At 59.3% G+C, this 26,391-nt stretch carries 27 protein-coding genes and 1 pseudogene; 14 read left to right on the top strand and 14 right to left on the bottom strand.

Features of this window, described 5'->3' with window-relative positions:
* Nucleotides 1-27 precede the first annotated feature (27 nt).
* Nucleotides 28-669: an orotate phosphoribosyltransferase gene (pyrE, locus tag F8N85_RS11745; protein WP_150803787.1), complete on the top strand. Its 642-nt coding sequence runs from the start codon at nt 28-30 to the stop codon at nt 667-669.
* Nucleotides 670-721: 52 nt separating this feature from the next.
* Here pyrE and F8N85_RS11740 read toward each other — a convergent pair whose 3' ends face one another.
* The 7 genes and pseudogenes from F8N85_RS11740 to coaBC form a co-directional block, all read right to left on the bottom strand.
* The gene (locus F8N85_RS11740; protein WP_150803786.1) at nt 722-1,105 is read right to left on the bottom strand and encodes a hypothetical protein; all 384 of its coding nucleotides are present in this window, start codon (nt 1,103-1,105) and stop codon (nt 722-724) included.
* Complete coding sequence (locus tag F8N85_RS11735) at nt 1,092-1,664, bottom strand: hypothetical protein (protein ID WP_150803785.1); 573 nt, start codon at nt 1,662-1,664, stop codon at nt 1,092-1,094. The genes F8N85_RS11740 and F8N85_RS11735 overlap by 14 nt, the downstream gene beginning before the upstream one ends.
* Before the next feature lie 17 nt (nt 1,665-1,681).
* Nucleotides 1,682-1,951, bottom strand: a complete 270-nt coding sequence (locus F8N85_RS11730) for a hypothetical protein (protein ID WP_150803784.1) — start codon at nt 1,949-1,951, stop codon at nt 1,682-1,684.
* Between the two features lie 234 nt (nt 1,952-2,185).
* Nucleotides 2,186-3,091 carry an acetylglutamate kinase gene (argB, locus tag F8N85_RS11725; RefSeq protein ID WP_150803783.1) on the bottom strand — a complete coding sequence of 302 codons (906 nt, stop codon included), beginning with the start codon at nt 3,089-3,091 and terminating at the stop codon, nt 2,186-2,188.
* A gap of 29 nt (nt 3,092-3,120) precedes the next feature.
* Nucleotides 3,121-4,524, bottom strand: a pseudogene (locus F8N85_RS11720) (phosphomannomutase/phosphoglucomutase); the annotation flags it as partial.
* A gap of 256 nt (nt 4,525-4,780) precedes the next feature.
* Nucleotides 4,781-5,236: a dUTP diphosphatase gene (gene dut, locus F8N85_RS11710; RefSeq protein WP_150803780.1), complete on the bottom strand. Its 456-nt coding sequence runs from the start codon at nt 5,234-5,236 to the stop codon at nt 4,781-4,783.
* Nucleotides 5,237-5,241: 5 nt separating this feature from the next.
* Nucleotides 5,242-6,450 (bottom strand): bifunctional phosphopantothenoylcysteine decarboxylase/phosphopantothenate--cysteine ligase CoaBC, encoded by a 1,209-nt coding sequence (gene coaBC / locus F8N85_RS11705; RefSeq protein WP_150803779.1) that lies wholly within the window; start codon nt 6,448-6,450, stop codon nt 5,242-5,244.
* Nucleotides 6,451-6,580: 130 nt separating this feature from the next.
* Here coaBC and radC point away from each other — a divergent pair, with 130 nt between their 5' ends.
* A complete protein-coding gene (gene radC / locus F8N85_RS11700; protein ID WP_150803778.1) occupies nt 6,581-7,255 on the top strand; it encodes a RadC family protein in 675 nt (224 codons plus the stop codon).
* A gap of 12 nt (nt 7,256-7,267) precedes the next feature.
* On the opposite strand, the gene F8N85_RS11695 is transcribed toward radC, so the two are convergent.
* On the bottom strand, nt 7,268-8,854 hold the full coding sequence (locus F8N85_RS11695) for an ABC transporter substrate-binding protein (RefSeq protein WP_150803777.1): 1,587 nt from the start codon (nt 8,852-8,854) through the stop codon (nt 7,268-7,270).
* 545 nt (nt 8,855-9,399) lie between these two features.
* Here F8N85_RS11695 and rpmB point away from each other — a divergent pair.
* Both rpmB and rpmG read left to right on the top strand, forming a co-directional pair.
* Entirely contained in the window at nt 9,400-9,636 is a 237-nt protein-coding gene (gene rpmB / locus F8N85_RS11690) for a 50S ribosomal protein L28 (protein ID WP_150803776.1), read from the top strand.
* An 11-nt stretch (nt 9,637-9,647) separates the two neighbouring features.
* Nucleotides 9,648-9,803, top strand: a complete 156-nt coding sequence (rpmG, locus tag F8N85_RS11685) for a 50S ribosomal protein L33 (RefSeq protein ID WP_003437824.1) — start codon at nt 9,648-9,650, stop codon at nt 9,801-9,803.
* Between the two features lie 58 nt (nt 9,804-9,861).
* On the opposite strand, the gene F8N85_RS11680 is transcribed toward rpmG, so the two are convergent.
* A complete protein-coding gene (locus tag F8N85_RS11680; protein ID WP_150803775.1) occupies nt 9,862-10,224 on the bottom strand; it encodes a cupin domain-containing protein in 363 nt (120 codons plus the stop codon).
* Nucleotides 10,225-10,460: 236 nt separating this feature from the next.
* On the opposite strand from F8N85_RS11680, the gene F8N85_RS11675 reads away from it, so the two are divergent.
* Both F8N85_RS11675 and F8N85_RS11670 read left to right on the top strand, forming a co-directional pair.
* Nucleotides 10,461-11,954, top strand: a complete 1,494-nt coding sequence (locus F8N85_RS11675; RefSeq protein WP_150803774.1) for an aldehyde dehydrogenase — start codon at nt 10,461-10,463, stop codon at nt 11,952-11,954.
* 207 nt (nt 11,955-12,161) lie between these two features.
* On the top strand, nt 12,162-13,307 hold the full coding sequence (locus F8N85_RS11670) for an MFS transporter (protein WP_150803773.1): 1,146 nt from the start codon (nt 12,162-12,164) through the stop codon (nt 13,305-13,307).
* Here the strand turns inward: F8N85_RS11670 and F8N85_RS11665 are convergent.
* Nucleotides 13,304-14,872, bottom strand: a complete 1,569-nt coding sequence (locus F8N85_RS11665; protein WP_150803772.1) for a phospholipase D family protein — start codon at nt 14,870-14,872, stop codon at nt 13,304-13,306. The two genes, F8N85_RS11670 and F8N85_RS11665, sit on opposite strands and share 4 nt — an antisense overlap.
* Nucleotides 14,873-14,929: 57 nt before the next feature.
* A complete protein-coding gene (locus F8N85_RS11660; protein WP_150803771.1) occupies nt 14,930-16,363 on the bottom strand; it encodes a PLP-dependent aminotransferase family protein in 1,434 nt (477 codons plus the stop codon).
* 182 nt (nt 16,364-16,545) lie between these two features.
* On the opposite strand from F8N85_RS11660, the gene F8N85_RS11655 reads away from it, so the two are divergent.
* A complete protein-coding gene (locus tag F8N85_RS11655; RefSeq protein ID WP_150803770.1) occupies nt 16,546-16,791 on the top strand; it encodes a DUF1127 domain-containing protein in 246 nt (81 codons plus the stop codon).
* Between the two features lie 112 nt (nt 16,792-16,903).
* Here F8N85_RS11655 and F8N85_RS11650 read toward each other — a convergent pair whose 3' ends face one another.
* Entirely contained in the window at nt 16,904-18,217 is a 1,314-nt protein-coding gene (locus F8N85_RS11650) for an NAD(P)/FAD-dependent oxidoreductase (RefSeq protein ID WP_150803769.1), read from the bottom strand.
* Nucleotides 18,218-18,365: 148 nt separating this feature from the next.
* Between F8N85_RS11650 and F8N85_RS11645 the strand changes: the two genes are divergently transcribed.
* A complete protein-coding gene (locus F8N85_RS11645; RefSeq protein WP_150803768.1) occupies nt 18,366-18,719 on the top strand; it encodes a YkgJ family cysteine cluster protein in 354 nt (117 codons plus the stop codon).
* Nucleotides 18,720-18,885: 166 nt separating this feature from the next.
* On the opposite strand, the gene F8N85_RS11640 is transcribed toward F8N85_RS11645, so the two are convergent.
* Nucleotides 18,886-19,374 (bottom strand): Lrp/AsnC ligand binding domain-containing protein, encoded by a 489-nt coding sequence (locus F8N85_RS11640; RefSeq protein WP_150640743.1) that lies wholly within the window; start codon nt 19,372-19,374, stop codon nt 18,886-18,888.
* A gap of 156 nt (nt 19,375-19,530) precedes the next feature.
* On the opposite strand from F8N85_RS11640, the gene dadA reads away from it, so the two are divergent.
* The 6 genes from dadA (at nt 19,531) to F8N85_RS11610 (ending at nt 25,667) form a co-directional block, all read left to right on the top strand.
* Complete coding sequence (dadA, locus tag F8N85_RS11635; RefSeq protein WP_150803767.1) at nt 19,531-20,835, top strand: D-amino acid dehydrogenase; 1,305 nt, start codon at nt 19,531-19,533, stop codon at nt 20,833-20,835.
* Nucleotides 20,807-21,160 carry a RidA family protein gene (locus F8N85_RS11630; RefSeq protein ID WP_150803766.1) on the top strand — a complete coding sequence of 118 codons (354 nt, stop codon included), beginning with the start codon at nt 20,807-20,809 and terminating at the stop codon, nt 21,158-21,160. The genes dadA and F8N85_RS11630 overlap by 29 nt, the downstream gene beginning before the upstream one ends.
* Nucleotides 21,161-21,259: 99 nt before the next feature.
* A complete protein-coding gene (gene alr / locus F8N85_RS11625) occupies nt 21,260-22,336 on the top strand; it encodes an alanine racemase (RefSeq protein ID WP_150803765.1) in 1,077 nt (358 codons plus the stop codon).
* Between the two features lie 128 nt (nt 22,337-22,464).
* Nucleotides 22,465-23,013 (top strand): cupin domain-containing protein, encoded by a 549-nt coding sequence (locus tag F8N85_RS11620; protein WP_150640739.1) that lies wholly within the window; start codon nt 22,465-22,467, stop codon nt 23,011-23,013.
* A gap of 181 nt (nt 23,014-23,194) precedes the next feature.
* A complete protein-coding gene (locus F8N85_RS11615) occupies nt 23,195-23,608 on the top strand; it encodes a c-type cytochrome (RefSeq protein ID WP_150803926.1) in 414 nt (137 codons plus the stop codon).
* Nucleotides 23,609-23,744: 136 nt separating this feature from the next.
* Nucleotides 23,745-25,667 carry an acetyl-CoA hydrolase/transferase C-terminal domain-containing protein gene (locus tag F8N85_RS11610; protein WP_150803764.1) on the top strand — a complete coding sequence of 641 codons (1,923 nt, stop codon included), beginning with the start codon at nt 23,745-23,747 and terminating at the stop codon, nt 25,665-25,667.
* Between the two features lie 129 nt (nt 25,668-25,796).
* Here the strand turns inward: F8N85_RS11610 and F8N85_RS11605 are convergent, their stop codons facing one another.
* Nucleotides 25,797-26,369 carry a xanthine phosphoribosyltransferase gene (locus F8N85_RS11605; protein WP_150803763.1) on the bottom strand — a complete coding sequence of 191 codons (573 nt, stop codon included), beginning with the start codon at nt 26,367-26,369 and terminating at the stop codon, nt 25,797-25,799.
* Between the last annotated feature and the right edge of the window lie 22 nt (nt 26,370-26,391).

Raw genomic sequence — 26,391 nt, 5'->3', positions numbered from 1 at the left:
TAAATCCGTGATATTGGGGCTTTTTTCATGCAGGCGTATCAGCGCGATTTCATTCGTTTTGCCATCGATCGCGGCGTTTTGCGCTTCGGTGAGTTCACCCTGAAGTCCGGACGTACCAGTCCTTACTTCTTCAATGCCGGTCTGTTCAACAGCGGTTCGGCCCTGGCGCAACTCGGTCGTTTTTACGCGGCGGCCATTGTTGAAAGCGGAATTTCTTTCGACGTGCTGTTCGGCCCGGCCTACAAAGGCATACCTTTGGCGGCGACGACGGCTGTGGCACTGGCTGAACACCATCAGCTCGATCTGCCATGGTGTTTCAACCGCAAGGAAGCCAAGGCCCACGGCGAAGGCGGCAGCCTGGTTGGCGCGCCATTGGCTGGCGATGTACTGATCATCGATGACGTGATCACCGCCGGCACGGCGATCCGCGAGGTGATGCAAATCATCCAGGCCCAGGGCGCCAAGGCGGCCGGTGTGTTGATCGCCCTGAACCGCCAGGAGCGCGGCAACGGCGAGTTGTCGGCGATCCAGGAAGTCGAGCGAGACTTCGGTATCCCGGTGGTCAGCATCGTATCCCTGGCTCAGGTTCTGCAGTTCCTGGCCGATGATCCGCAGCTCAAGCAGCACCTGCCGGCAGTCGAAGCCTATCGGGCGCAGTACGGCATCTGAGTAAAACAGGCCCTGTCTTCACAGGGCCTTTCTCAAAGCTCCTGCGACGCTGTTATCGTAATTTTCGCCATTTGGTCACGAGCCGGATTGTCAGCCGGACGTTGAAGAGCGCGAACACCAACAGTGCCTGGACGACCATTACGTACAGCGTCCGATCGACATCGAAATCCCACAGATCCAGGGTGCTGGTGCGCATGATGCGAACGGCGGCCGGCAGATTGACGTAAAAGAGCGCCGAGAAAGCGCTCAGCAAGGGGAGGGCACAGCCGAGCAAAACGGCTGTTATCTTTTTCCGGCTGCGCTTTCTAGCCAGCGGGCCTGACTGGTTTTCATCCAGTTCCAGCGCCTCATGCAACCTGGGCCAGGCCAGGTTGAACATGAAGGTGGTTAGGGTCAGCAGTAATCCGCTGACCGCGACAATGTCACTGAACGGCATTGAGCCCTAGGGTTGCGCACAGCAAATCGTGGGAATCTTCGCTGATCTCGAACTGCCCGGCGCTGCCTTTGCGCTTGGTGATGGGTTTGAATGTCGGCTGGTTCTGGGTGATCAGCATGTTCAACTCGTCACGGATGACGTCAGAATTGATCACCACCAGATAGACGGTTTGCGCATGTTCCGCTGATTCGATCACCGCTCTCATGCTGTTGCGAAGAATCACATCAAGCTGGTTGCGAAAGCGTGACACGGTGTTTTTGAGCAGGGTCTTGCTCTGGCTCTGGGTGAGCTGAAAAATCGTCGATATCTGCGATTCAGTCGGCAACGTTTGCCCGAAGTAACTTTGAATCAGATAGAGAAGTCGATCTTGCTTCGCCTCGTCAGCCCTGCTGGGCATGCCGCCTTCGACCAGCATTTTCAAGTATTCGGTCAGACTGGCCTTGGCAATTCGCTCTAAGGCGTGGGCGATTTCGTTGTCGGAAATCCGCAGGGTCTTTTTGACCGGTTCCTTTTGCTCCAGATCGAAGGCTTGGGCGTCGATCTTGAAAGAGATCTGCATGGCTCACTCCCCCGAGATTATTTTTTGCTGGCGGTACTGGCGTCGCCGGACTGTGTGGCGTCTTTGCTCTCGGTGGGTTTATCGGCCTTGTTCGGATACGGATCCTTAACGGCATCACCTTGGCCCGTCAGAATCTTCCAGCCGTTGAGTGTGTGAGTGGCCGGTTTGTACTGAGGGCAGGGCGGCATCGATTTTTTTGCCTGATTCGAATACAGATGGCCGCAGTCCACGCATTCGTAGGTGCCCGCAGAAACATCACTGCCGTATGGAACGTGGTTTTTTTGCATGAGTCGATCTCCCGTGGATTCATGGAAGATGCTAGATGGATTAATTTTTGAGTGATGTCAGACGTTTCGCTAAGTCTGGTAAGACGTTTCCCTAGCTGACAAAAAAGATCGCAGCTTCCGACAGCTCCTACACAATTTTCGTACATCCGAAAATGTGTGCAGGAGCGGCCGGAGGCTGCGATCCATTAAGGCTTCTGATGCCAATACTGCCGGTATTCGGTCAGCAGCAATGACTCAGTGACGCTTGCGATTGCTGATCAATGTACCCACACCGGTGTCGGTGAAGATTTCCAGCAGCACCGCGTTCGGTACGCGGCCGTCGATGATGTGCGAGGTGGTCACGCCGCCTTGCACTGCTTCCAGTGCGCAGCGGATCTTCGGCAGCATGCCGCCGTAGATGGTCCCGTCAGCGATCAGCTCGTTGACCTGCTCGGTGGTCAGGCCGGTCAGGACTTTGCCTTGCTTGTCCATCAAGCCGGCAATGTTGGTCAGCAGCATCAGCTTCTCGGCCTTGAGGGCTTCAGCGACTTTGCCGGCAACCAAGTCGGCGTTGATGTTGTACGACTCGCCGTTGGCGCCGACACCGATAGGTGCGATGACCGGGATGAAATCACCTTTGACCAGCAGGTTCAGCAAGTCGGTGTTGATCCCGACTACTTCGCCAACGTGGCCGATGTCGATGATTTCCGGGGTGGTCATTTCCGGTGTTTGCCGGGTAACGGTGAGCTTTTTCGCGCGAATCAGCTCGGCGTCCTTGCCGGTCAGGCCGATGGCGCTGCCGCCGTGCCGGTTGATCAGGTTGACGATGTCTTTGTTCACCTGGCCGCCGAGAACCATTTCCACGACGTCCATGGTCTGCGAATCAGTAACACGCATGCCATCGACGAAATGGCTCTCGATCGACAGCCGCTTGAGCAGATCACCGATCTGCGGGCCGCCACCGTGAACAACCACCGGGTTGATGCCCACGGCCTTCATCAGCACGATATCGCGAGCAAAGCCGGTTTTCAGCTCATCGCTTTCCATAGCGTTGCCGCCATATTTGATCACCAGCGTCTTGCCGACGTAGCGGCGAATGTAAGGCAGCGCTTCGGATAGAACCTTGGCGGTGTTGGCGGCGGCATCGCGTTCGAGGGTCATTCAGGGCTCCGGTGAAACTATCTAGTCAATCAGAACGGTAGTTGTAGATCAGGGGCAACACGTTTCAGCTGGGCGTGGAACACGTCCTTGATGCGCTGCAACTCGGCCTCGGTATCAGCCTCGAAACGCAGTACCAGCACCGGTGTGGTGTTGGAGGCGCGAACCAGACCCCAGCCTTCGGCGTAGTCGACCCGCACACCATCAATGGTGGTCAGTTTGGCACCTTCGCCCCACTGCGCGTCGTGCAGTGCATCAATGATGCTGAATTTGCTCTCTTCGGTCACATGGATATTGATTTCCGGCGTAGAAATATCGTTCGGGAAGGTTGCAAACAATTCTTCCGCAGTGGATTTTTCCTTGCTGAGGATCTCCAGTAGCCGCGCGGCGCTGTAGATGCCGTCGTCGAAACCGAACCAGCGTTCCTTGAAGAAGATATGCCCGCTCATTTCACCGGCCAACAGAGCGCCAGTTTGCTTCATTTTCTTTTTGATCAACGAATGACCGGTCTTCCACATTAGCGGACGACCACCGTATTCCTTGATCAATGGGGTCAGGCGGCGGGTGCATTTGACGTCGAAGATGATTTCCGCATCCGGGTTGCGCGCCACGACGTCGCGGGCGAACAGCATCAGCAGGCGGTCCGGGAAGACGATGCTGCCGGTGTTGGTGACGACGCCTACACGGTCGCCATCGCCGTCGAAGGCCAGGCCCAGGTCGGCATTGGTTTCCTTGACCTTGGCGATCAGGTCAACGAGGTTTTCAGGCTTGCCCGGATCCGGGTGATGGTTCGGGAAGTTGCCGTCGACTTCGCAGAACAGCGGGATGACTTCGCAGTTCAGGGCTTCGATCAGTTGAGGGGCGATCACGCCGGCGGCGCCGTTGCCGCAATCGACTACCACTTTCAGCCGGCGAGCCAGTTTGATGTCCTGGACGATTTCGGTGTTGTAGCGATCGAGGATCTCGACCTTGGTGATGCTGCCCTTGCCGCTGCTCAGGTTGTTGGTCTTGAGGCGTTCGTGCAAGGCCTGGATCTGTTCGTTCGCCAAGGTGTCACCAGCAATGACAATCTTGAAGCCGTTGTAGTTCGACGGGTTGTGGCTACCGGTAAGCATCACCCCGGATTTGCCGGCCAGTACGTTGGCGGCGTAATACAGCGCAGGCGTTGGTACCAGGCCGACATCGCTGACGTGGCAACCGCTGTCGGCCAGGCCCTGGATCAGTCGTTCCACCAGCTCTGGGCCGGACAGGCGGCCATCGCGGCCAACGGAAACGTTTGGTTCGTCCTGGGCCAGGCTCTGGGAGCCGATGGCGCGGCCGAGCCAGTAAGCGGTTTCAGCGTTCAAGAATTCCGGGACGGTGCCGCGGATGTCATAGGCGCGGAAAATGCTGTCGGGGAACTTCGGTGCGACTTGGCCTGGGGTGCTCATTTCTGGAAATGCTCCATCTCGAAAGTGGCTGGACCTGCCTGTGAAAAACTCGTCGGCAGTCTCAAAGTGAAGGATATGACGGCGTATTCGGCAGAGAGTTCGTGGTGTGCAAAGGCCATGCCACCAGAATCTGCGACCGAATGGCCCGTCAATGCCTTGATTTTCGGCGCTAAAGCTTCCGAATGAAGCCTGCGCAATTATTTCGTCCCTGAAATACAAAGTGCAGGTTTCAGGCCGGGCAGGACGCCCGGCCTTTGTGTGATCAATGGCTGCCGGAGTGGCCAAAACCGCCAGTGCCGCGCTGGGTTTCATCGAACTCTTCGACCAACTCGAAGTGCGCTTGAACCACGGGCACCAGCACCAATTGGGCCAGGCGCTCGCCAATCACGATGTTGAAATCGGTCTGGCCACGGTTCCAGCACGACACCATCAGCGGGCCCTGATAATCGGAGTCGATCAGGCCGACCAGATTGCCCAGCACGATGCCGTGTTTATGGCCTAAGCCTGAGCGCGGCAGAATCAGCGCCGCCAAACCCGGATCGCCGATGTACACCGACAGGCCGGTAGGGATCAGCAGGGTTTCGCCTGGCTTGATGACGGTGTCTTTTTCCAGCATGGCCCGCAGATCGAGGCCGGCGGAACCCGGTGTGGCGTACTGCGGCAGCGGGAATTCGTTGCCAATGCGTGGGTCGAGGATCTTGGCTTGTAAAGCGTGCATGCGAGTTAAACCTGGTTCAGACGTTCGGCGATAAATGTGATCAGCTGGCGAGCAATCTTGCTCTTGCTGGTCTGGGCAAAGAGAGTTGCGTGCAACTCCCGGTCAATTACGCTGCAGGCGTTTTCCTCGCTGTTGAAGCCAATGCTCGGGTTGGCGACATCGTTGGCAACGATCAGATCAAGGTTTTTGTCTTTCAATTTGCGTGCAGCGTAGTCGAGCAGATGTTCGGTTTCAGCAGCGAAGCCGACACTGAACGGACGGTCGGGACGGGTGGCGATGGTGGCCAGAATGTCTGGGTTGCGCACCATCTGCAGCAACAAGCCGTCGCCGTTCGTAGGGTCTTTCTTGAGTTTCTGTGGGGCAACGACTTCGGGACGGTAGTCGGCGACCGCCGCGGAGGCGATGAACAGGTCGCAGGGGATCGCGGCTTCGCAGGCGGCGAGCATGTCCCGGGCGCTGACCACATCGATTCGGGTTACCCGGTCCGGGGTCGGCAAATGTACCGGGCCGGTGATCAGGGTCACGCGGGCGCCGGCCTCGACAGCGGCTTCCGCCAAGGCGAAGCCCATTTTTCCGGAGCTGTGGTTGGTGATGTAGCGTACCGGGTCGATGTTTTCCTGGGTCGGGCCGGCAGTGATCAGCACGTGTTTGCCGGTCAGCGACCGGCGCTTGAAACACTCGGCGGCACAGAGCGCGAGGTCGTCGGCTTCGAGCATGCGGCCCATGCCGACGTCGCCACAGGCCTGGCTTCCGGAGGCCGGACCGAACACCCGCAGGCCGCGGCTTTCGAGCAGTTGAGTGTTGGCCTGGGTGGCAGGATCGCGCCACATGGCCTGGTTCATGGCCGGGGCAATAGCGACGGTGGCGTCGGTGGCCAGTACCAGGGTGGTCAACAGGTCATCGGCGATGCCCTGGGCCAGACGGGCGATCAGGTCCGCGGTGGCGGGGGCGATCAGCACCAGATCGGCCCACTTCGCCAGCTCGATATGGCCCATCGCGGCTTCGGCTGCCGGGTCGAGCAGGTCCATATGGACCGGGTGCCCGGACAGGGCCTGCATGGTCAGCGGGGTGATGAATTCACTGCCGCCTCGGGTCATGACCACGCGCACTTCTGCGCCTTGGTCGAGGAGTCGGCGAACCAGTTCGGCGCTCTTATAGGCGGCAATGCCGCCGCCGACGCCGAGAACAATGCGTTTCCGATACAGACGCTGCATAGGCTTGCCTTTAGTTCAGTGATGACTGCGCGCAATACCCCTCCCCAGGTGAAATCGCACGCTAAAAAGATGGGCTAAGATAGCACAGCGACCGCCACGGAACAGCGGCGCCCACACACATGGAGGTGCTATGAGCATTCGCGATTGGCCTGCGGCGGAGCGTCCGCGGGAGAAACTTCTGGAGCAGGGTTCGGCCAGTCTTTCCGATGCCGAGTTACTGGCGATCTTTCTACGAACCGGGGTCAGTGGCAAAAGCGCAGTCGATCTTGCGCGACACTTGTTGCTTCAATTTGGCAGCCTGCGGGCGTTGCTGGAAGCGGATCAGCTGACATTCAGCCACCAGTTGGGCCTGGGCCCGGCGAAGTTCGCTCAATTGCAGGCAGTGCTGGAGATGGCCCGGCGGCATTTGGCTGAAAGGCTGCGGCGGGGCTCGGTGCTGGACAGTCCGTTAGTCGTGCGCGACTACCTCAAAGCGTTGCTTCGGCATGAGCCGCATGAAGTGTTTGGCTGTCTGTTTTTGGATACCAAGCATCGCGTGCTGGGGTTCGAGGCGTTGTTCAGAGGCTCGATCGACACCACCAGCGTCTATCCCCGGGAGGTGGTCAAGCGCGCGTTGGCGTACAACGCGGCGGCCTTGATCCTGTGCCACAACCACCCTTCGGGCATCGCCGAGCCGAGTCAGGCCGACCGCGTATTGACCAAGCGCCTGCAGAAGGCGCTGGATCTGATCGATGTGCGGGTACTCGACCATTTCATCATCGGTGAAGGCGACCCGCTGTCGATGTCCGAGTACGGCTGGATGTAGCCGTAGAGCGCCTCAGGGCTTGATGCTAACCTTTGAATAGTCCTGGCGACCGAACGGGCTGACCTGGTAGCCCTGCACCTCCTTGCGCGTCAGGGCGAAGGCGGTCGGGTGCGCCAGTGGCACCCAGAGCGCCTGTTGCTGGATCTGCGCCTGAGCCTGGTGGTAGAGCATGCTGCGCACACCTTGCTCGCTGGTGGTCTTGCCGGCACTGATCACTTTGTCCAGGCCCTGGTCGCAGTAGCGGGCGAAGTTGGTCCCGGATTTCACCGCGGCGCAGGAAAACTGCGGCGTGAGGAAGTTATCCGGGTCGCCGTTATCGCCAGCCCAGCCCATGAACAGCAAGTCGTGCTCACCGGCCTTGGCCCGGCGAATCAACTCGCCCCACTCGATGACCCGAATCTCGGCCTGAATACCGACCTCGGCCAGATCCGCCTGCAACAACTGGGCGCCCAGACTTGGGTTGGGGTTGAGCAGGCTGCCCGATGGGCGGGTCCAGATAGTGGTTTTGAAGCCGTCCTTGAATCCAGCCCTGGCCAGCAGATCCCGCGCCTTGGCGACGTCGTGGGGGTAGCCCGGCAGCTCCTTGGCGTAACTCCAGGTGTTGGGTGGGTAAGGACCGTTGGCGGGTTCGGCGGTGTCTTCGAAGACGGCCTTGAGGTAGCTGGACTTGTCGAAAGCGAGGTTGATTGCCTGGCGTACTTCAGGCTTGTCCAGCGGCGGGTGCTGGCTGTTGATGGCGACAAACCCCGTCATGAAGGCCGCGGTACTCTCGACTTTAAGCGTCGATTCCTTGCCGGCGACTTGCACGTCCAGAGGTTTGGGCGACAGGGCGATCTGGCACTCGTTGCGCCGCAGTTTCTGCAGGCGCACGTTGGCGTCCGGAGTAATGGCGAACACCAGGGTGTCTACCGCAGGCTTGCCGCCGAAGTAATCGCGGTTGGCCTTGTAGCGAACCGCTGCGTCCTTCTGGAAACGCCCAAAGATGAACGGGCCGCTGCCGATCGGCTGGCTGTTGAGTTTCTCCGGGGTGCCGGCCTTGAGTAGCTGGTCGGCATATTCTGCCGAATAGATCGAGGCGAAGCCCATGCTCAGGGTCGCGAGGAAGGTCGAATCCGGGTGGTCGAGGGTGAACCGCACTGTCAGCGGGTCGAGGGCGTCGATCTTTTTGATCAGCGCCGGCAACTGCATCGATTGCGCATGGGGGAAACCGCTTTGGGCGACCTTATGCCATGGGTTGGCGGGGTCAAGCATCCGCTCGAAGCTGAATTTCACATCTTCTGCGGTCAGCTCGCGGCTGGGGCTGAAGTACTCGGTGCGATGGAATTTCACCTGTGGATGCAGCTTGAAGACATACGTCAGGCCGTCCGTGGAAACTTCCCAGCTGTCAGCGAGGCTGGGCACCACTTTACCGCTGGCGGTGTCGAAGTCCACCAGCCGATTCATCAGCACGTCGGCGGATGCATTGGTGGTGGTCAGCGAGTTGTATTGCACCACGTCGAACCCTTCCGGGCTGGCCTCGGTGCAGACGCTCAGGGCGGCGGCATGGGCCAGCGGGCTCAGAAGGGGAGCGAGCAGTAGCGGTAGGGCAGCGAGGCGCATATTCGGTTTCCTTTGCAGATCGAAGGCCCATCTGCGAGTGCAGTCTGGAAAAGGCTTACCCTAGTGGCCTCTTTTGAAAATGACTATCCAATTTTTCGGTTTGGCGTTTCAGGCGTGTGGTCTTTCAAGCGGTAAATTGGCAGGTGAGAGGTTTTTTCTGACACGACCAGGGGCGTTTTTTCTGAAAAACACCTCAATTGCCTCGTTTGATCAGGGGCATTTACGGGTAATCTGTATAGCTGAACCGCGTGAAACGGCAACACGTCACACGTTCAGCGACGAGCGGTAATTTCCATCGGCAGCCTTTGAATGAGGCCCCCGGAGCAAGAAAACCGGGACTTCAAGAAAGGCAGATCACATCGCCTGTTGTTGCAATGGGGTCTTTCTGGTATAAAGCAGCGCTCTTTTCTAGGGGCCCGGTTCCTTCGCTTGTAGGTGTAGCCGGTAAGACCCTTAAAGAAACGCGGCGCCTGGCGCCAAATTGACTGAGAGATTAAGCGGCCAACCCATGCCGGGTTGGGCATGTGGTTTTAGAGGGCTGAGGCATGTCGAGAGTCTGTCAAGTTACCGGTAAGGGTCCGGTGACTGGGAATAACATTTCCCACGCAAACAACAAAACCCGTCGTCGTTTCCTGCCGAACCTGCAGCATCACCGCTTCTGGGTCGAGTCCGAGAAGCGTTTTGTGCGTCTGCGCGTATCTGCCAAAGGCATGCGTATCATCGACAAGCGTGGCATTGATGTCGTGCTGGTCGAAATTCGCCGCAATGGCGCTAAGGTCTAAGGGAGAGAATCATGCGTGAATTGATCCGTTTGGTGTCGAGTGCCGGTACTGGCCACTTCTACACCACTGATAAGAACAAGCGCACCACTCCGGATAAAATCGAAATCAAAAAATTCGATCCGCGGGTTCGCAAGCACGTGATCTACAAAGAAGCCAAAATCAAGTAATTGGTTTTGCTTCTGACAAAAAAACCCGCCTTCTGGCGGGTTTTTTTGTGCCTGGGATTCAGGCCTTTTGTTCAAACACCACATAAATCTTGCGGCAGGTCTCCAGTACTTCCCAGGTCCCTCTGAAGCCGGCGGGGATGACAAAACGGTCGCCCACGCGCAGGGTCTTGGCATTACCGTCGTAATCGCGCAATACCGAGACCCCCTGCACGATCTCGCAGTATTCATGCTCGGTATAGTTAACTGTCCACTGGCCCACGGCGCCTTCCCACACGCCCGCGTTCATCTGGCCACAAGGGCTGTTGTAGTGGTTGTGGATAACTTGCTCGGGGTCGCCCTTGAGGACTTTTTCCTGGGCCGGGCGAAAGCGCTCCGCCTGGGTATTGGCCTGGTTGAAGTCGACGATGTCCTGGATGCTCATTGTTTTTATCCCCCGTGAGTGCGACGCGAGTGCTTGGAAGCCCAAAGTCTATGTTTATTAAAATGAACATCGCAAGGCTGTTTGAAGGCCTTGTGTCAAATATATTGAAACTAGAGGTCCCGCTGGTTTAGGGTGATGGTTGCCTTGGGCCGAAGTGAAGGCTGGCCGGGCAGAATTCCTGAGGGTGCCTGCGTAGAACGCGTAGCGCCTGTATTCAATAAGAGGAGGACACTCGTATGACCACCCTGACTCGTGCCGACTGGGAACAACGCGCCCGCGATCTGAAGATCGAAGGCCGTGCTTACATCAATGGCGAATACACTCACTCCGTCTCCGGCGAGACGTTCGAGTGTATCAGCCCGGTCGATGGCCGCCTGCTGGGCAAGATCGCCAGCTGTGACGTCGCCGACGCCCAGCGTGCCGTTGAAAACGCCCGCACTACCTTCAATTCCGGTGTCTGGTCGCGGCTGGCGCCGAGCAAACGCAAATCCACCATGATTCGTTTTGCCGGCCTGCTGAAAAAGCACGCTGAAGAACTTGCGCTGCTTGAAACCCTCGACATGGGCAAGCCGATCAGCGATTCCCTGGGCGTCGACGTTCCGGGCGCTGCGCAAGCGCTGAGCTGGAGCGGCGAAGCTATCGACAAGATCTACGATGAAGTCGCTGCCACGCCGCACGATCTGCTGGGTCTGGTGACCCGCGAGCCCGTCGGTGTAGTGGCTGCCATCGTGCCGTGGAACTTCCCGTTGATGATGGCTTGCTGGAAACTCGGCCCGGCACTGTCCACCGGTAACTCGGTGATCCTCAAGCCGTCGGAAAAATCGCCGCTGACCGCCATCCGCATTGCTGCTCTGGCCGTTGAGGCCGGCATTCCGGCGGGCGTGCTGAACGTGTTGCCTGGCTACGGCCATACCGTCGGCAAGGCGTTGGCCTTGCACATTGACGTCGACACGCTGGTGTTCACCGGCTCGACCAAGATCGCCAAGCAACTGCTGATCTACTCCGGCGAATCGAACATGAAGCGCGTCTGGCTCGAAGCCGGTGGCAAGAGCCCGAACATCGTGTTCGCCGATGCGCCGGACCTGCAAGCCGCCGCCGAAGCTGCAGCCGGTGCCATCGCATTCAACCAGGGCGAAGTCTGCACCGCCGGTTCGCGCCTGCTGGTCGAGCGTTCGATCAAGGACCGCTTCCTGCCGCTGGTGATCGAAGCCCTCAAAGGCTGGAAACCTGGCAATCCGCTGGACCCTGCGACCAACGTCGGTGCACTGGTGGATACCCAGCAGATGAACACCGTGCTGTCGTACATCGAATCCGGTCATAGCGATGGTGCCAAACTGGTGGCTGGCGGCAAGCGCATTCTCGAGGAAACCGGTGGTACCTACGTTGAGCCGACGATTTTCGATGGTGTGAGCAATGCGATGAAAATCGCCCGGGAAGAAATCTTTGGTCCGGTGCTTTCAGTCATTGTTTTCGACACCGTGGAAGATGCCATTCAGATTGCCAACGACACGCCCTATGGCTTGGCCGCGGCGGTATGGACTTCCAACATTTCCAAGGCTCATCTGACCGCCAAGGCATTGCGTGCCGGTAGCGTCTGGATCAACCAGTACGATGGCGGCGATATGACCGCGCCGTTCGGTGGCTTCAAGCAATCGGGCAATGGTCGTGACAAATCGCTGCACGCGTTCGACAAGTACACAGAGCTGAAGGCGACCTGGATCAAGTTGTAACCCCTGTAGGAGCGAGCTGCTCCGGGCGGCGTTCCGACGATAGCGGTCCGACAGTCATATCAATGGCGAGTGTGACGCCCATCGCGAGCAATCGAGCGTCGACCGGCTGCTCCCACATAGATCCATCTCGCAGCCGGACTTTCCTTCAGGAAGGTCCGGCTGTGTTGTTTCAGCCATCGAATAAAAGCCATCCACAGGAGCGTGGAAATGCGTTGGGCGACTTATTTCGCCGTATTGGCGTCTGTCCTGAGTGTCGGTCTGGCGCTGGGCGTCAGCATGCCGTTGGTGTCGTTGCGCCTGGAAAGCTGGGGTTATGGTTCGTTCGCCATTGGCGTGATGGCGGCGATGCCGGCCCTGGGCGTTCTCCTCGGCGCCAAGATCTCGAACCGTCTGGCGGCGCATTTCGGTACCGCGGGCTTGATGCGCTTGTGCCTGTGGGGCGGAGCGGTATCGATCGGCCTGCTGGCGCTGTTGCCGAGCTATCCGGTCTGGCTGGTGTTGCGCCTGATGATCGGGGTCATCCTGACGATCGTCTTCATTCTCGGCGAAAGCTGGATCAACCAGTTGGTGGTGGAACAATGGCGTGGCCGGTTGGTGGCGCTGTACGGCAGCAGCTATGCCTTGAGCCAGCTGTCCGGACCGCTGCTGCTGGGGGCTCTGGGAACCGAGGGTGATTACGGTTTCTGGGTCGGGGTCGGGCTGCTGGTCATCTCGCCGTTCCTGCTGCTGGGGCGTAGCGGGGCGCCGACCAGCGAGGCGTTCGGCGTGACCTTGGGCGATTTGCTGGGATTTTGCCGCTCGTTGCCGGCGATTGCCTGGGCGGTGGCGCTGTTCGCCGCGTTCGAGGCGATGATCCTCACCTTGCTGCCGGTCTATTGCCTGCGCCAGGGCTTCACCACCGAAATTGCCCTGGCGATGGTCAGCACCGTGGTGGTCGGCGATGCCTTGTTGCAACTGCCGATTGGTGCGCTGGCCGATCGGCTCTCACGGCGCACACTGTTTACCGGTTGTGCCGTGATCCTGATGCTGTCGAGTCTGGCAATTCCACTGCTGATCGACACCTTGCTGATCTGGCCACTGTGGGTGCTGTTCGGGGCCAGTGCCGGCGGCTTGTTTACCCTGTCTTTGATTCTGATCGGCGAACGTTATCGCGACGACGCACTGGTCCGCGCCAACGCCCACGTCGCGCAGCTGTGGGGTATCGGCTGCCTGATCGGGCCGTTGGTAGCGGGGGCAGGCAGCCAGTGGATCAGTGGGCATGCCTTGCCGTTGTTGATGGCGGCCGGGGCTTTCGGCCTGGTGATTCTGGTGTCGCGCCAGGGGGCTTTCGGGGCTGTTGCCGAAGCGGCCTAAAGTATCCGTTCCAGGCCCACGGTGGTGCTGAACCAGGCATTGAAGCGTCGCCACCAGCTCCCGGGCTCACGGCGCAGGGTATGCAGTTGCTGGTTGTCTTCGGTGACCCAGACTACCTGACCATTTTCCAGTTTGGCCTGATAACTCAGGGCCGGTGCCATGCCTTGCAGGGCCAGGTCACGGACGTGCTCGGCCAATTCAGGGCTGTCCACGATTACGCCGACTTCGGTGTTCCATAGCACCGACCGAGGGTCGAAATTGAACGAGCCGATAAAGGATTTCTTTCGGTCGAAGATGATCGCTTTGCTGTGCAGGCTGGAGTCGGAGCCCTGGAACGACGCACCAGTGAAAAAATGTGGCCCGCTGCCGTTATCCTCCCCAGGTTGGCGCCGGAGTTCGAACAGCTTTACGCCATGTTCCAGCAAGGCTTTGCGATAGGGCGCGTAACCGCCGTGCACCGCCGGCACGTCGGTGGCCTCCAGAGAGTTGGTCAAGAAGCTCACCGCGACCCCGGCGTCAGCGCGTCCAGTCAAATACAGCAGGCCCGGCTCGCCGGGAACGAAGTAGGCGGAGATCATGATCAGCTCTTTGCTGACTGCTTCGAGTTCCGGCGCCAGTTGGGTAGTGAGCAGCAGCTGAGGATCGGGTTCGCCATCGGCCAGCACCTTGCTCGGGGCATCCCACAGCGCCTGGCTCCAGGCCCAGATCAGCTCTTTGCGCCAGGCGTCCATGCGCGGTTCGGTTCGATAGGTCATCAGTTGCTGATACAGCGCGTGGTTCTGTTGCCGGGTTTCTTCCAGGGATTGCTCCAGCTGCGCCCGGGCGGTGGCCAGATCCTTGGCCGTCGACTTGCTGGACATAAACTCGTCGATCGGTTTGCTCAAGGCGCTGTTCCAGTATTGATCGAAGCTGTGCCCCAGCTGCTCGGCCACCGGGCCGAAGCCGAGCAGGTCGATGTCAGTGAAATTCAGGTCCGGCTCGGCATCGAAATACTCGTCGCCCAGATTGCGCCCGCCGACGATGGCCGCGCTGTTGTCCGCCAGCCACAGCTTGTTGTGCATGCGCCGATGTTGCTGCGACAGATTGAACAACCGGCCCACGGTCCGGGTCACCCCGGTACTGCGGCCCAGGTGCAGCGGGTTGAACAGGCGAATCTGGATCTGCGGGTGGGCGGCGAGCGTGGCAATCACCTGATCCTTGCCGTCACTGGTCAAATCATCGAGCAGGATGCGTACACGCACGCCGCGATCGGCAGCTTTGAGCAGTTCTTCCACCAGCATCCGCGTGCTGATGCCGTCATGGACGATGTAGTACTGCAAGTCGAGACTGCTTTGCGCGTTACGTATCAGTTCGGCGCGGGCCGTGAAGGCTTCGCCACTGTCGGACAACAGGCGAAAACCGGACTGCCCCTCGTAATGTGCCGCCTGGGCCTTGATCGAGCGGCCAAACGCCGAATCCGTTGCAGGCAAGGCCTGACTGGGCTCGCGTGGAGCATTAAACGTGGCGCAACTGCCCAGGATCAGGGTGACCAGCATAAGCAGGGGCAGAGCCCGTCTGAATCTCATGTTGGATCGTCCCGATTGGCGGCTGTCTGCATTTGGACGCTGGTTTGCGGATAAAGGTCAGTCGATGGCAGCCTCGGTTTCGGCCAGCAGTTTGATCGCCGCGGCGCCCACTTTGCACACCGCTTCTTCAATCTGTGCCGTTGGTTTGGCAGCGTAGTTCATCCGCAAACAATTGCGGTATTTGCCGGAAGCCGAAAAAATGCTGCCGACGGCGATCTGTACGCCTTGATCGAGCAGGGCACGATTCAGTTTCAAGGTATCGAAGCCGTCCGGCAGTTCCACCCACAACATGAAGCTGCCTTGCGGACGGCTGGCGCGGGTGCCTGCGGGGAAATAACGGCTGACCCAGTCGATCATCAAGTCGCGGTTACGCTGGTACTGGCCGCGCATGCGTCGTAAGTGCGGTTCAAAATGCCCGGCCTTGAGGAACTCGGCGATGGCGATCTGTGGCTGCGGCGCAGTGGAGCCGGTGCTGATGTATTTCATGTGCAGCACCCGCTCCAGATAACGCCCCGGGGCTACCCAACCGATGCGCAGGCCGGGTGCGAGGGTTTTCGAGAACGAACTGCAGAGCAGGACCCGACCGTCTTCGTCGAAGGATTTGATGGTCCGAGGTCTTGGGTAGGTGTAGGCCAGTTCGCCATACACATCGTCCTCGATAATCGCCACGTCGAAGCGCTGCGCCAGGGTCAGCAAGGCCCGTTTGCGCGATTCCGGCATGATGTAGCCCAGCGGGTTGTTGCAGTTGGGGGTCAACTGTATGGCCTTGATCGGCCACTGTTCCAAGGCCAGTTCCAGGGCATCGAGGCTGATCCCGGTCAGCGGATCGGTGGGGATTTCCAAGGCTTTCATGCCCAGGCCCTTGAGGGTTTGCATGGCGCCGTGAAAGCTCGGCGAGTCGACGGCGACGATATCGCCTGGTTCGCAGGTGGCCCGGATGCTGGTGGACAGCGCTTCATGGCAGCCGGTGGTGACCACCAGGTCGTTGGCGCTCAACTGACAGCCGGAATCGAGCAGCAGGCGGGCAATCTGTTCGCGCAGTTCGAGGGTGCCGTAGATGTTGTCGTAATACAGGCCAGGCATGTCTTGCCGACGGCTGATCCGGGCCAGGCCGCGCAGCAGGGGTTTGAGGGTGGGCGTGGTGATGTCCGGCATGCCGCGACCCAGTTGAACCACGTCTTTGCGCGGGACCGCCCGGATTAATTCGAGCACCTGATCCCACTGGGATATTTCCACCGGTCGTTGAGCGGGGCGCCCGACTGCGGGCAGCGCCGGCAGCTCGCGCCCGACCGGGACGAAGTAGCCGGATTTCGGCTTTGGCGTCGCCAGGCCGCTGTCCTCCAGCATCCGATAAGCCTGCTGCACGGTGCTCAGACTGACCCCGTGTTCGACGCTCAAGGCCCGCACCGAAGGCAACCGGTCGCCGGGGCGATAGAAGCCCTGTTCGATACGCGTGCCGAGCAGTTCGGCGAGATTGACGTAAAGGGTCATGGCGGGGCCTCGGTGGGGATGGATTCAAATAACCAGTACAGATGAAGTAAAAATACAGGATTCAGTGCCGCAATCGGAAATTCTGTATGGAGATAATACATCCGTTTTGAATCTGTAATGGTTTTGGGTGCCCGCGCATGATGTGTGCTCATGGCAACCCAAGTAAACAGGAGCTACAGAAAATGAACGGCTTGAGCGATGTGCGGCTCGCGTTACACAGTCAGGAACTGGCGGCAGGGCAGGAAAACCGGTCACATGCGGCGACGGCCCGTAATGCGCCGTCCGGCCTGAGCCGCTGGGGCCTGCTGTGGCATCGCCTGCACACGCGCAAGGCCTTGCTCGATCTGACGGCCGAGCAACTGCGCGATATCGGCTTGAGCCGTGAGCAGGCGCGGGAGGAGGGGCTCAAACCCTTTTGGCGGCTTTGATTGCTGCGGTGCCTTTCGATTGAATCGCGAGCAAGCCCGCTCCCACAGGTTATACGCTAACCCTGTGGGAGCGAGCTTGCTCGCGATGACGTCCTTACGGACATAGGCAATTTCAGACCAGCTCTTTAAGCCGATGCCACAACATCCCCAGCGCCAGCAACGGTGAGCGCAAATGCTTACCGCCAGGAAAAGTAATATGCGGCACCTTGGCGAACAGATCGAAACCGCCGCTCTGCTGGCCGCTGATGGCTTCGGCCAGCAGCTTGCCGGCCAGGTGTGTGGCGTTCAGGCCATGACCCGAGTAGGCCTGGGCGTAATACACGTTGGGATGGTCCTTGAGGCGACCGATCTGCGGTAAGCGATTGGCGCCGATGCCGATCATGCCGCCCCATTGATAGTCGATCTTCACTTCGGCCAGTTGCGGGAATACCTCGAGCATTTTCGGCCGCATGTAAGCGCCAATGTCCTGCGGATCGCGCCCGGAATAGTGGCAGGCTCCGCCAAACAGCAAGCGCCGGTCCGCCGAGAGGCGGTAGTAATCCAGTGCTACCCGTTGATCACAGACCGCCATGTTCTGTGGCAACAAGGAATGCGCCAGGGCTTCGCTCAAGGGTTCGGTGGCGATGATGTAGCTGCCGGCGGGCAACACCTTGCCGCTGAGTTCCGGGTTGAGTTCGTTGAGATAGGCGTTGCAGCCCAGCACCAGGTTCTTGGCTCGGACCGAACCCTGAGCGGTGTGAACACGAATTTCAGGGCCGTAATCGATGCGGGTCACCGCCGATTGCTCGAACAGCTTCACACCGAGTTGTTGCGCGGCGGCGGCTTCGCCCAGCGCAAGGTTCAACGGATGCAGGTGCCCCGAACCCATATCGATAAAACCGCCGACGTAGCGGTCGGAACCGACCACGCTGTGCATCTCATCGGCTTGCAGCAGACGGGTTGCATGGCGATAACCGAGGCTGCGCAGCACTTGGGCCTCTTCGGCGAATCCTTCAAGATCGCGGGGCTTGTTAGCCAGGTCGCAGTAACCCCAGGTCAGGTCGCAGGGGATCTGAAAACGTTCGACCCGCTGGCGGACGATCTCCACCGCCTCCAGGCCCATCAGTTTCATCTGGCGTACGCCCTCGGTGCCAAGCACGTTGGCAAACTGATCGAGGCCATGGCCGACTCCGCGGATCAACTGCCCGCCGTTGCGCCCGCTGGCGCCCCAGCCAATTCTGCGCGCTTCCAGCAGCACCACGCTGAGGCCGCGTTCGGCCAGTTCGATTGCCGTGTTCAGCCCGGAGAAACCGCCGCCGACCACGCAAACGTCAGCCACCAACGCGCCAGTGAGCACCGGATGATCGGGCTGTGGCAGGCTGCTGGCGGCATAGTAAGAGGCGGTGTGCTGGTTGCTCGGGACAGGTTGCTGAGCACGGGCGTTCATGTGCGTAATCCTGATTTATTGTGTTTGAAAAACTTTACGGAGCATAAGCCCCAACTTTCAGTCTCGGCAACACTGGTCGGCCAGCGCTGTCTGGAATGTGGCTTTTAAGGCAAAATCCTGGTCCATCCACTTTCCGGAAATCGCTTCGATGAGCTGCAACAGCCAGAAAATCCGTATGCTGCGGCAGCAGATTCCCTCATTCGAGTGCGTACCAGGTTGCCATGACTGCTGTGGTCCGGTGACTACTTCGCCGGAAGAAATGTCCCGCTTGCCACGCAAGACGGCTGCCGAGCAAGAGGCGGCAATGGATGAGTTGGACTGCGTCCACCTGGGGCCGAACGGCTGTACGGTGTACGACGAGCGGCCGCTGATCTGCCGGCTGTTCGGCACCACGCCGACCTTGCCATGCCCCAATGGCCGTCGCCCGGTGGAGATGATTCATCCGCGGGTCGAAAAGCAGATTCATGAGTACATGGCCAGTACGCGGCAGGTGTTGGTCTAGAGGCTGTGTGGAATCTGGTCTACCGAGTCGTCCCCATCGCGAGCAGGCTCGCACCCACCTTGGATCTTCAGTGGGCACGGATTTGTGTACGACATTGATCCAGATGTGGGAGCGAGCTTGCTCGCGATAGCGCCCGCACAAGCGACCACTATCTCCAGGCAATCCTTCAATCCGGAATCGGCAGATTCAGGCTCTCCTTCACCTCTTCCATCACGATATAGCTCTTGGACTCCCGCACATGGGGCAGTTTGAGCAGGATGTCGCCCAAGAGCTTGCGGTATGAGGCCATCTCGGAAATCCGCGCTTTGACCAGATAATCGAAGTCCCCGGACACCAAGTGGCACTCCAGCACATGGGGCAGTTTCAGCACGGCGCGGCGGAATTCCTCGAAGGTATCGCCGGACTTGTAGTCGAGGCTGATCTCGACGAACACCAGCAGGTTGGCCTTCAGGTGCTGGGGGTTGAGCCGGGCGTTGTAGCCCATGATGATCCCTTCGCGCTCCAGGCGCCGTACCCGCTCGGTACAGGGCGTAGTCGACAGGCCGACCTTTTCCCCCAGTTCGGTGAAGGAAATACGCCCGTCCGCCTGCAGGATGCGCAGGATATTCCGGTCGATCTTGTCCAGCTCACGTTTGGTCTGGGTGTTAGTACGCATAGGGGATGCGCCTCCGTGAAAAGCGTTTTTACCGAGAATTCTCGCCAAATATAGGCACTTATATAGTGAAAAGCACTGGCTAATGTTTTTTACACTGCCCGCATCAATGCTGAATACAACAAACGTCAGCGGTAAGCCGCGATGAGGGATATGAAAATGCGCGTTCTGGTCTTGGGTAGCGGCGTCATCGGTACCGCCAGTGCCTACTATCTGGCTCGGGCCGGGTTCGAAGTGGTTGTGGTTGATCGCCAACCGGCCGCTGCCATGGAAACCAGTTTTGCCAACGCCGGGCAGGTCTCCCCAGGCTATGCCTCGCCGTGGGCCGCGCCGGGTGTGCCGCTCAAGGCCATCAAGTGGCTGTTGCAGCGCCACGCGCCGCTGGCAATCAAGGCTACCGCCGATATCGACCAATACCTGTGGATGGCGCAGATGCTGCGCAACTGCACCGCCAGCCGTTACGCAGTGAACAAGGAGCGCATGGTCCGCCTGTCCGAATACAGCCGCGACTGCCTCGACGAACTGCGTGCCGAAACCGGCATTGCCTATGAAGGCCGCAGCCTGGGTACTACCCAGTTGTTCCGCACTCAAGCGCAACTCGACGGTGCGGCGAAAGACATCGCCGTGCTCAAAGAGTCCGGCGTACCGTTCGAGCTGCTCGACCGCGCCGGCATTGCCCGCGTCGAACCAGCGCTGGCGAGTGTCACCGATATTCTAGCCGGTGCCTTGCGCCTGCCGAACGATCAGACCGGCGACTGCCAGATGTTCACTTCGAAGCTTGCAGAAATGGCCGTGAAGCTGGGTGTGGAATTCCGTTTCGGTCAGGATATTCAGCGTCTCGACTACGCCGGTGAGCGCGTCAATGGTGTGTGGATCGACGGCAAGCTGGAAACCGCTGACCGCTACGTGATGGCCCTCGGAAGCTATTCGCCGCAGTTGCTCAAGCCGCTGGGTATCAAGGCACCGGTGTACCCGCTCAAGGGTTACTCGCTGACTGTGCCGATCACCAACCCGGCAATGGCCCCGACTTCGACGATCCTTGACGAGACCTTCAAGGTTGCGATCACCCGTTTCGACAACCGCATTCGTGTCGGTGGCATGGCTGAAATCGCCGGTTTTGACCTGTCGCTCAATCCACGTCGGCGCGAAACCCTGGAGATGATCGTCAACGACCTTTATCCTCAGGGCGGTGATCTGTCCCAGGCCAGTTTCTGGACCGGCCTGCGCCCGACCACCCCGGATGGCACTCCGATAGTGGGTGCCACACCGTTCCGCAATCTGTTCTTGAACACCGGCCACGGCACGCTCGGCTGGACCATGGCCTGCGGCTCTGGTCGCCTGCTGGCTGACCTGATGGCGAAGAAATCGCCACAGATCAGCGCCGAAGGCCTCGATATTTCTCGTTACGGTAATAGTCCCAAGGAGTCAGCTAAACATGTCAGTCCAGCGCCAGCTCACCAATGAGCGCATGAGCCAGATCGTTGTTCATAACGGTACCGTTTATCTGGCAGGGCAAGTCGGCGACGATATGAACGCCGGGATTGAACAGCAGACCCGTGAAACCCTGGCCAACATTGAGCGTTTGCTGGATCTGGCGGGTACCGACAAGAGCCGTTTGTTGTCGGTGACGATCTACATGAAAGACATTGATGCTGATTTCGTCGGCATGAACAGCGTGTGGGACGCGTGGCTGCCCAAGGGTGTGGCACCTGCACGCGCAACCGTCGAGTCGAAACTCTGCGAGCCGGAAATTCTGGTCGAGCTGTCGGTTGTGGCTGCTCTGCCTTAAGCCTTAAGCAAGAAAGGTCCCTCTCCCGGCGCTGTTGGCGGTTTACGCCGTCAGCCAGCGCCGGTTTTTTTCCTCATGACCGCCTAGAAGTCCGCCGCCATGCGTCCAGCCCGTGCCCTGATCGATCTTCAAGCCCTGCGTCACAACTATCAATTGGCCCGCGAAGTGTCGGGGGGAGCCAAGGCTCTCGCCGTGATCAAGGCCGATGCCTACGGCCATGGCGCGGTGCGTTGCGCCCAGGCCCTGGAAGCCGAGGCGGACGGTTTTGCTGTCGCCTGCATCGAAGAAGCGCTGGAGCTGCGCGCCGCCGGCATTCGTGCGCCGGTGCTGCTGCTCGAAGGCTTTTTCGAAGCCGATGAGCTGGCATTGATCATCGAGCATGATTTCTGGTGTGTGGTGCACTCGTTATGGCAGCTCGAGGCGATCGAGAAAGCCGCACTGGCCAAACCACTGACCGTCTGGCTCAAGCTTGATTCGGGCATGCACCGCGTCGGTTTGCATCCGGCGGATTACCAGGCGGCCTATCAACGCCTGCTGGCCAGCGGCAAAGTGGCGAAGATCGTCTTGATGAGTCACTTCGCCCGCGCCGATGAGCTCCATTGCACCCGCAGTGCCGAGCAAGTCGCGGTATTCGAGGCGGCTCGTCAGGGCTTGTCGGCTCAGGTCAGCCTGCGCAACTCGCCAGCCGTTCTCGGTTGGCCGAACATTCCCAGTGACTGGGTGCGGCCCGGCATCATGCTTTACGGTGCGACCCCGTTCGAAGAAGCCAACCCGCTGGCTGCGCGTCTGCAGCCAGTGATGACCCTGGAATCGAAAGTGATCTGCGTACGTGAACTGCCGGCCGGCGAGCCAGTGGGCTACGGCGCGAAATTCATCACCCAGAAACCGATGCGCATCGGTGTGGTTGCCATGGGCTATGCCGATGGCTATCCGCGCCAGGCCCCTACTGGCACACCCGTGTTGGTCGCGGGTCAACGCAGTCAGCTGCTCGGCCGGGTATCGATGGACATGCTGTGCGTTGATCTGACCGATGTACCCCAGGCGGGCCTCGGTTCTACGGTCGAGTTATGGGGTAAAAACATCCTCGCCAGTGACGTAGCGATGGCCGCCGAGACCATTCCTTATCAGATTTTCTGCAACCTGCGCCGAGTGCCACTGCTCTATTCCGGGAGCTGATGGCTAGCGGAGCGTACCGAAAGTCGCCTCGCCGAACAGGATTCAACCCGAAGTGTTGTAAATACTGAACGCTGTCGCCATGATAACGTTCAATATCCGTACAACCTGAATCCTGGGAGGCTAATGCATTGGACGTCGGTGAACGACTGCAATCCATCCGTAAACTGAAAGGTCTTTCCCAGCGTGAACTCGCCAAGCGTGCGGGCGTCACCAACAGCACCATTTCGATGATCGAGAAAAACAGCGTCAGCCCCTCGATCAGTTCGCTGAGGAAGGTTCTTGGCGGTATCCCCATGTCCATGGTGGAATTCTTTTCCGAAGAAATCCTCCAGGAAAAACCGACTCAGATCGTCTACAAAGCCCACGAACTGATCGATATTTCCGATGGTGCAGTGACCATGAAGCTGGTCGGCAGGGCACATCCGAGCCGGGCGATTGCGTTTCTCAACGAAATTTATCCTCCAGGCGCCGATACCGGTGGCGAAATGCTCACCCATGAGGGCGAGGAAACCGGGATTCTCCTGGAAGGGCGACTGGAATTGGTGGTCGGGCTCGAGACCTTTGTGCTCGAAGCCGGTGATAGTTACTACTTTGAAAGCACCAAACCGCACCGTTTCCGTAATCCGTTCGATGCGCCGGCGCGACTAATCAGCGCAGCTACACCAGCGAATTTCTGACAGAAGAGGCGTCCAGCAAGGTTTGCGGAGGCGCCCTGGTTACTTTCCTGCCACTACTAATACCCCTTCGACTTTAGGGTTGTTTCAGTGTGGCCGGCTAACCGTTATACTTGCGCCCGCCTGCGAACCGTGGCCGTGGGCGTGACTAGCCACCATTGAGGGTGTACGCGTGAACCTAATTATGAAAATGCTGGCTGTACCAGCAACCGTATTGGCCCTTTGGGCAGTCAGCGCTCAAGCTGCGACTACTGACGATATTTCCAAGCGACTTGAACCCGTCGGCCAGGTCTGTGTACAAGGTAAGGAGTGCAAGGGGATGGAAGTCGCGGCTTCGGCTGGCGGCGCTGGTGGTGCGAAAACGCCGAAAGACGTGATTGCCAAGCATTGCAATGCTTGCCATGGCACCGGCCTGTTGGGCGCGCCGAAAATCGGTGACAAAGCCGCCTGGAAAGAACGTGCCGACCACCAGGGCGGCCTCGACGGGATCCTCGCCAAAGCCATTACCGGCGTGAACGCGATGCCGCCAAAAGGCACCTGCGCAGATTGCTCGGATGACGACTTGAAGGCCGCAATCAAGGAGATGTCTGGCTTGTAATAAGCTGGATCTTCTGGAAAAAGCCGCTCACGAGCGGCTTTTTTGTGTCCGGGATTGGGTCCAGAGACTGTTCTTTGCAGGCAAGACCCGGCAAGCTCGGGCTAACCTCAATTCCAGGAAGGCCAGGGAGAGTCAGATGGTGCAGTCCTGTTCAATCGAGCATGCCGTCGATGACGTGCTCGCGCGTTTGCCGGCGCATATCCATATGGGCTTGCCACTCGGGCTGGGTAAACCCAATGCTTTTGTTAACGCGCTATACCGACGCATTGCGCAGTTGCCCGAGCGGCACCTGACGATCTACACCGCCTTGAGTCTCGGCCGTCCAGCGCTGGGCGATGGCTTGCAACGGCGCTTTCTCGAACCTTTTATCGAGCGGGTATTCGGCGATTATCCCGAGTTGGACTTCCTCGCCGATCTACACCGCAATAGCCTGCCAGCCAATATCCGGGTCGAACAGTTTTTCCTGCAGCCGGGCAGTCTGCTCAACAGTGCAGTCGCTCAGCAGGACTATGTCAGCAGTAACTACAGCCATGCCGCCCGGGACATCAACGCCGCTGGCTTGAACCTGGTTGCGCAACTGGTCGCGCGTGATCCATTGCAGGCCGATCGTCTGAGTTTGAGCTGCAACCCGGACATCACACTCGATTTGCTGCCGATGATCGCCAAGCGCCGCGCAGCGGGAGAGACCATTCTGCTGCTCGGCCAGGTTCACCATGACCTGCCCTATATGCCAGGCCATGCAGAAATCGGCAGTGACGCTTTCGATCTGCTGATTGATGAGGAGGACCATACCACGCTGTTTTCCACGCCGAATATGCCGGTGGGCCTGCAGGACCATTTCATCGGTCTGCATGCCAGTACGCTGGTGCGCGATGGCGGCACCTTGCAGATCGGCATCGGCTCAATGGGCGATGCACTGACCGCCGCACTGTTGGCGCGGCAGGCGGATAACGAGGGCTATCGTGCGCTGCTGGCGGATATCGATCTCACTCAATGGCAGCGCCTGATCGAACGTGAAGGCGGCGTAGAGCCCTTCGCTGAAGGGCTCTACGGTTGCAGCGAAATGTTCGTCAACGGGTTGCTGGTTCTGGCCGATGCTGGAATCGTCCGGCGCAAGGTCTACCCTGATGTCGCGCTGCAAGAGCAGGCGAACGCCGGAGCGCTGGATGAGGCGATGCAGTCTGGCGGCATATCGGTGCATGGCGGGTTCTTCCTCGGCCCGCGCAGTTTCTATCAGCGCTTGCGCGAACTGCCGTCGAGCAAACTGGCCGAATTCAACATGACCGCCATCAGCTACATCAATGAACTGTACGGCAACGAGCAGCTCAAGCGTTTGCAGCGGCGCGATGCGCGCTTCATCAACAGCGCCTTCACCATGACTCTGCTGGGGGCCGGGGTGGCGGACCAACTGGAAGACGGACGGGTAATCAGCGGTGTCGGCGGGCAATACAACTTTGTCGTCCAGGGCCATGCGCTGGAGGGCGCGCGTTCGATTCTGATCCTTCGCAGTTGGCGTGAATCGGGTGGGGAGGTGAGTTCGAACATTGTCTGGGAGTACGGCCATTGCACGATCCCGCGGCACCTGCGCGATATCGTGGTGACGGAATATGGCATCGCCGACCTGCGTGGCAAAACCGATGCGGTGGTGATCGAAGCGCTGCTCAATATCAGCGACTCACGTTTCCAGCAGGGGTTGATCGAGCAGGCGCAGAAAGTCGGCAAATTGCCCAAGGATTTCCGCCTCGATCCGCGCTTCGCCGACAACAACCCACAGCGCTTGCAGGCGATTCAAGCACGGCATCCGCAGCTGTTTCCGGAGTATCCGCTGGGGAGTGATTTCAGCCCTGAAGAGCGAGATTTACTTCGGGCACTCAACTGGCTGAAGAGCAAGTTCAAGCTCACCGAGATTCTTGAACTGGGCAAGGCGGCGCTGGATGCGCCGGAGCCTTCGGAGTTTCCCGTGCATCTGGAGCGGATGCAGCTGACGAAACCCGAAGGGCTGCGCGAGGACCTGTATCAGCGGTTGTTGTTGGCGGGTTTGAAGGCCACCGTGTCATAACGACCGACGACGATCCAATGTGGGAGCGAGCTTGCTCGCGATGAGGCCATAACATTCAACATCTATGTTGACTGTTACACCGCTATCGCGAGCAAGCTCGCTCCCACATTTAATTTTTGGTGCTTCCAATTACTCGATAAAGGTCACGACGCCACCGGCCAGGGATTTCACCCGGGCCAGGGATTCGACGCGATAGCCCTGGGAGTCCAGTTCCGCGCGGCCGCCCTGGAACGACTTCTCGATCACGATACCCAGGCCCGCCACGGTGGCGCCGGCTTGCTTGATGATCGAGATCAGCGCCTGCGAAGCCTTACCGTTGGCCAGGAAGTCATCGATGATCAGCACCCGGTCGCTGCTGGTCAGGTGCCGTGGGGAAATCGCCACGGTGCTTTCGGTCTGCTTGGTGAACGAGTACACCGTTGCCGACAGCAGGTTTTCAGTCAGGGTCAGGGACTGATGCTTGCGGGCGAAAATCACCGGTACGCCGAGGTTCAGGCCGGTCATGATCGCTGGCGCAATGCCCGAGGCTTCGATGGTGACGATCTTGGTGATGCCCGAGTCGGCGAACAGCGCGGCGAATTCGTCACCGATCAGCTTCATCAGCTGCGGGTCGATCTGGTGGTTCAAAAAGGCGTCGACTTTCAGGACCTGATCGGAAAGCACGATGCCTTCTTCGCGAATTTTCTTGTGCAGTGCTTCCACGGAACGTCCTCTTTTAGCGCTT

Origin of the sequence: Pseudomonas fluorescens (genome assembly GCF_902497875.1) — a bacterium.
In the GTDB taxonomy this organism is placed as follows: domain Bacteria; phylum Pseudomonadota; class Gammaproteobacteria; order Pseudomonadales; family Pseudomonadaceae; genus Aquipseudomonas; species Aquipseudomonas fluorescens_BR.
The sequence above is the reverse complement of the archived record's forward strand: the minus strand, read 5'-3'. Positions and strand labels throughout refer to the sequence as shown.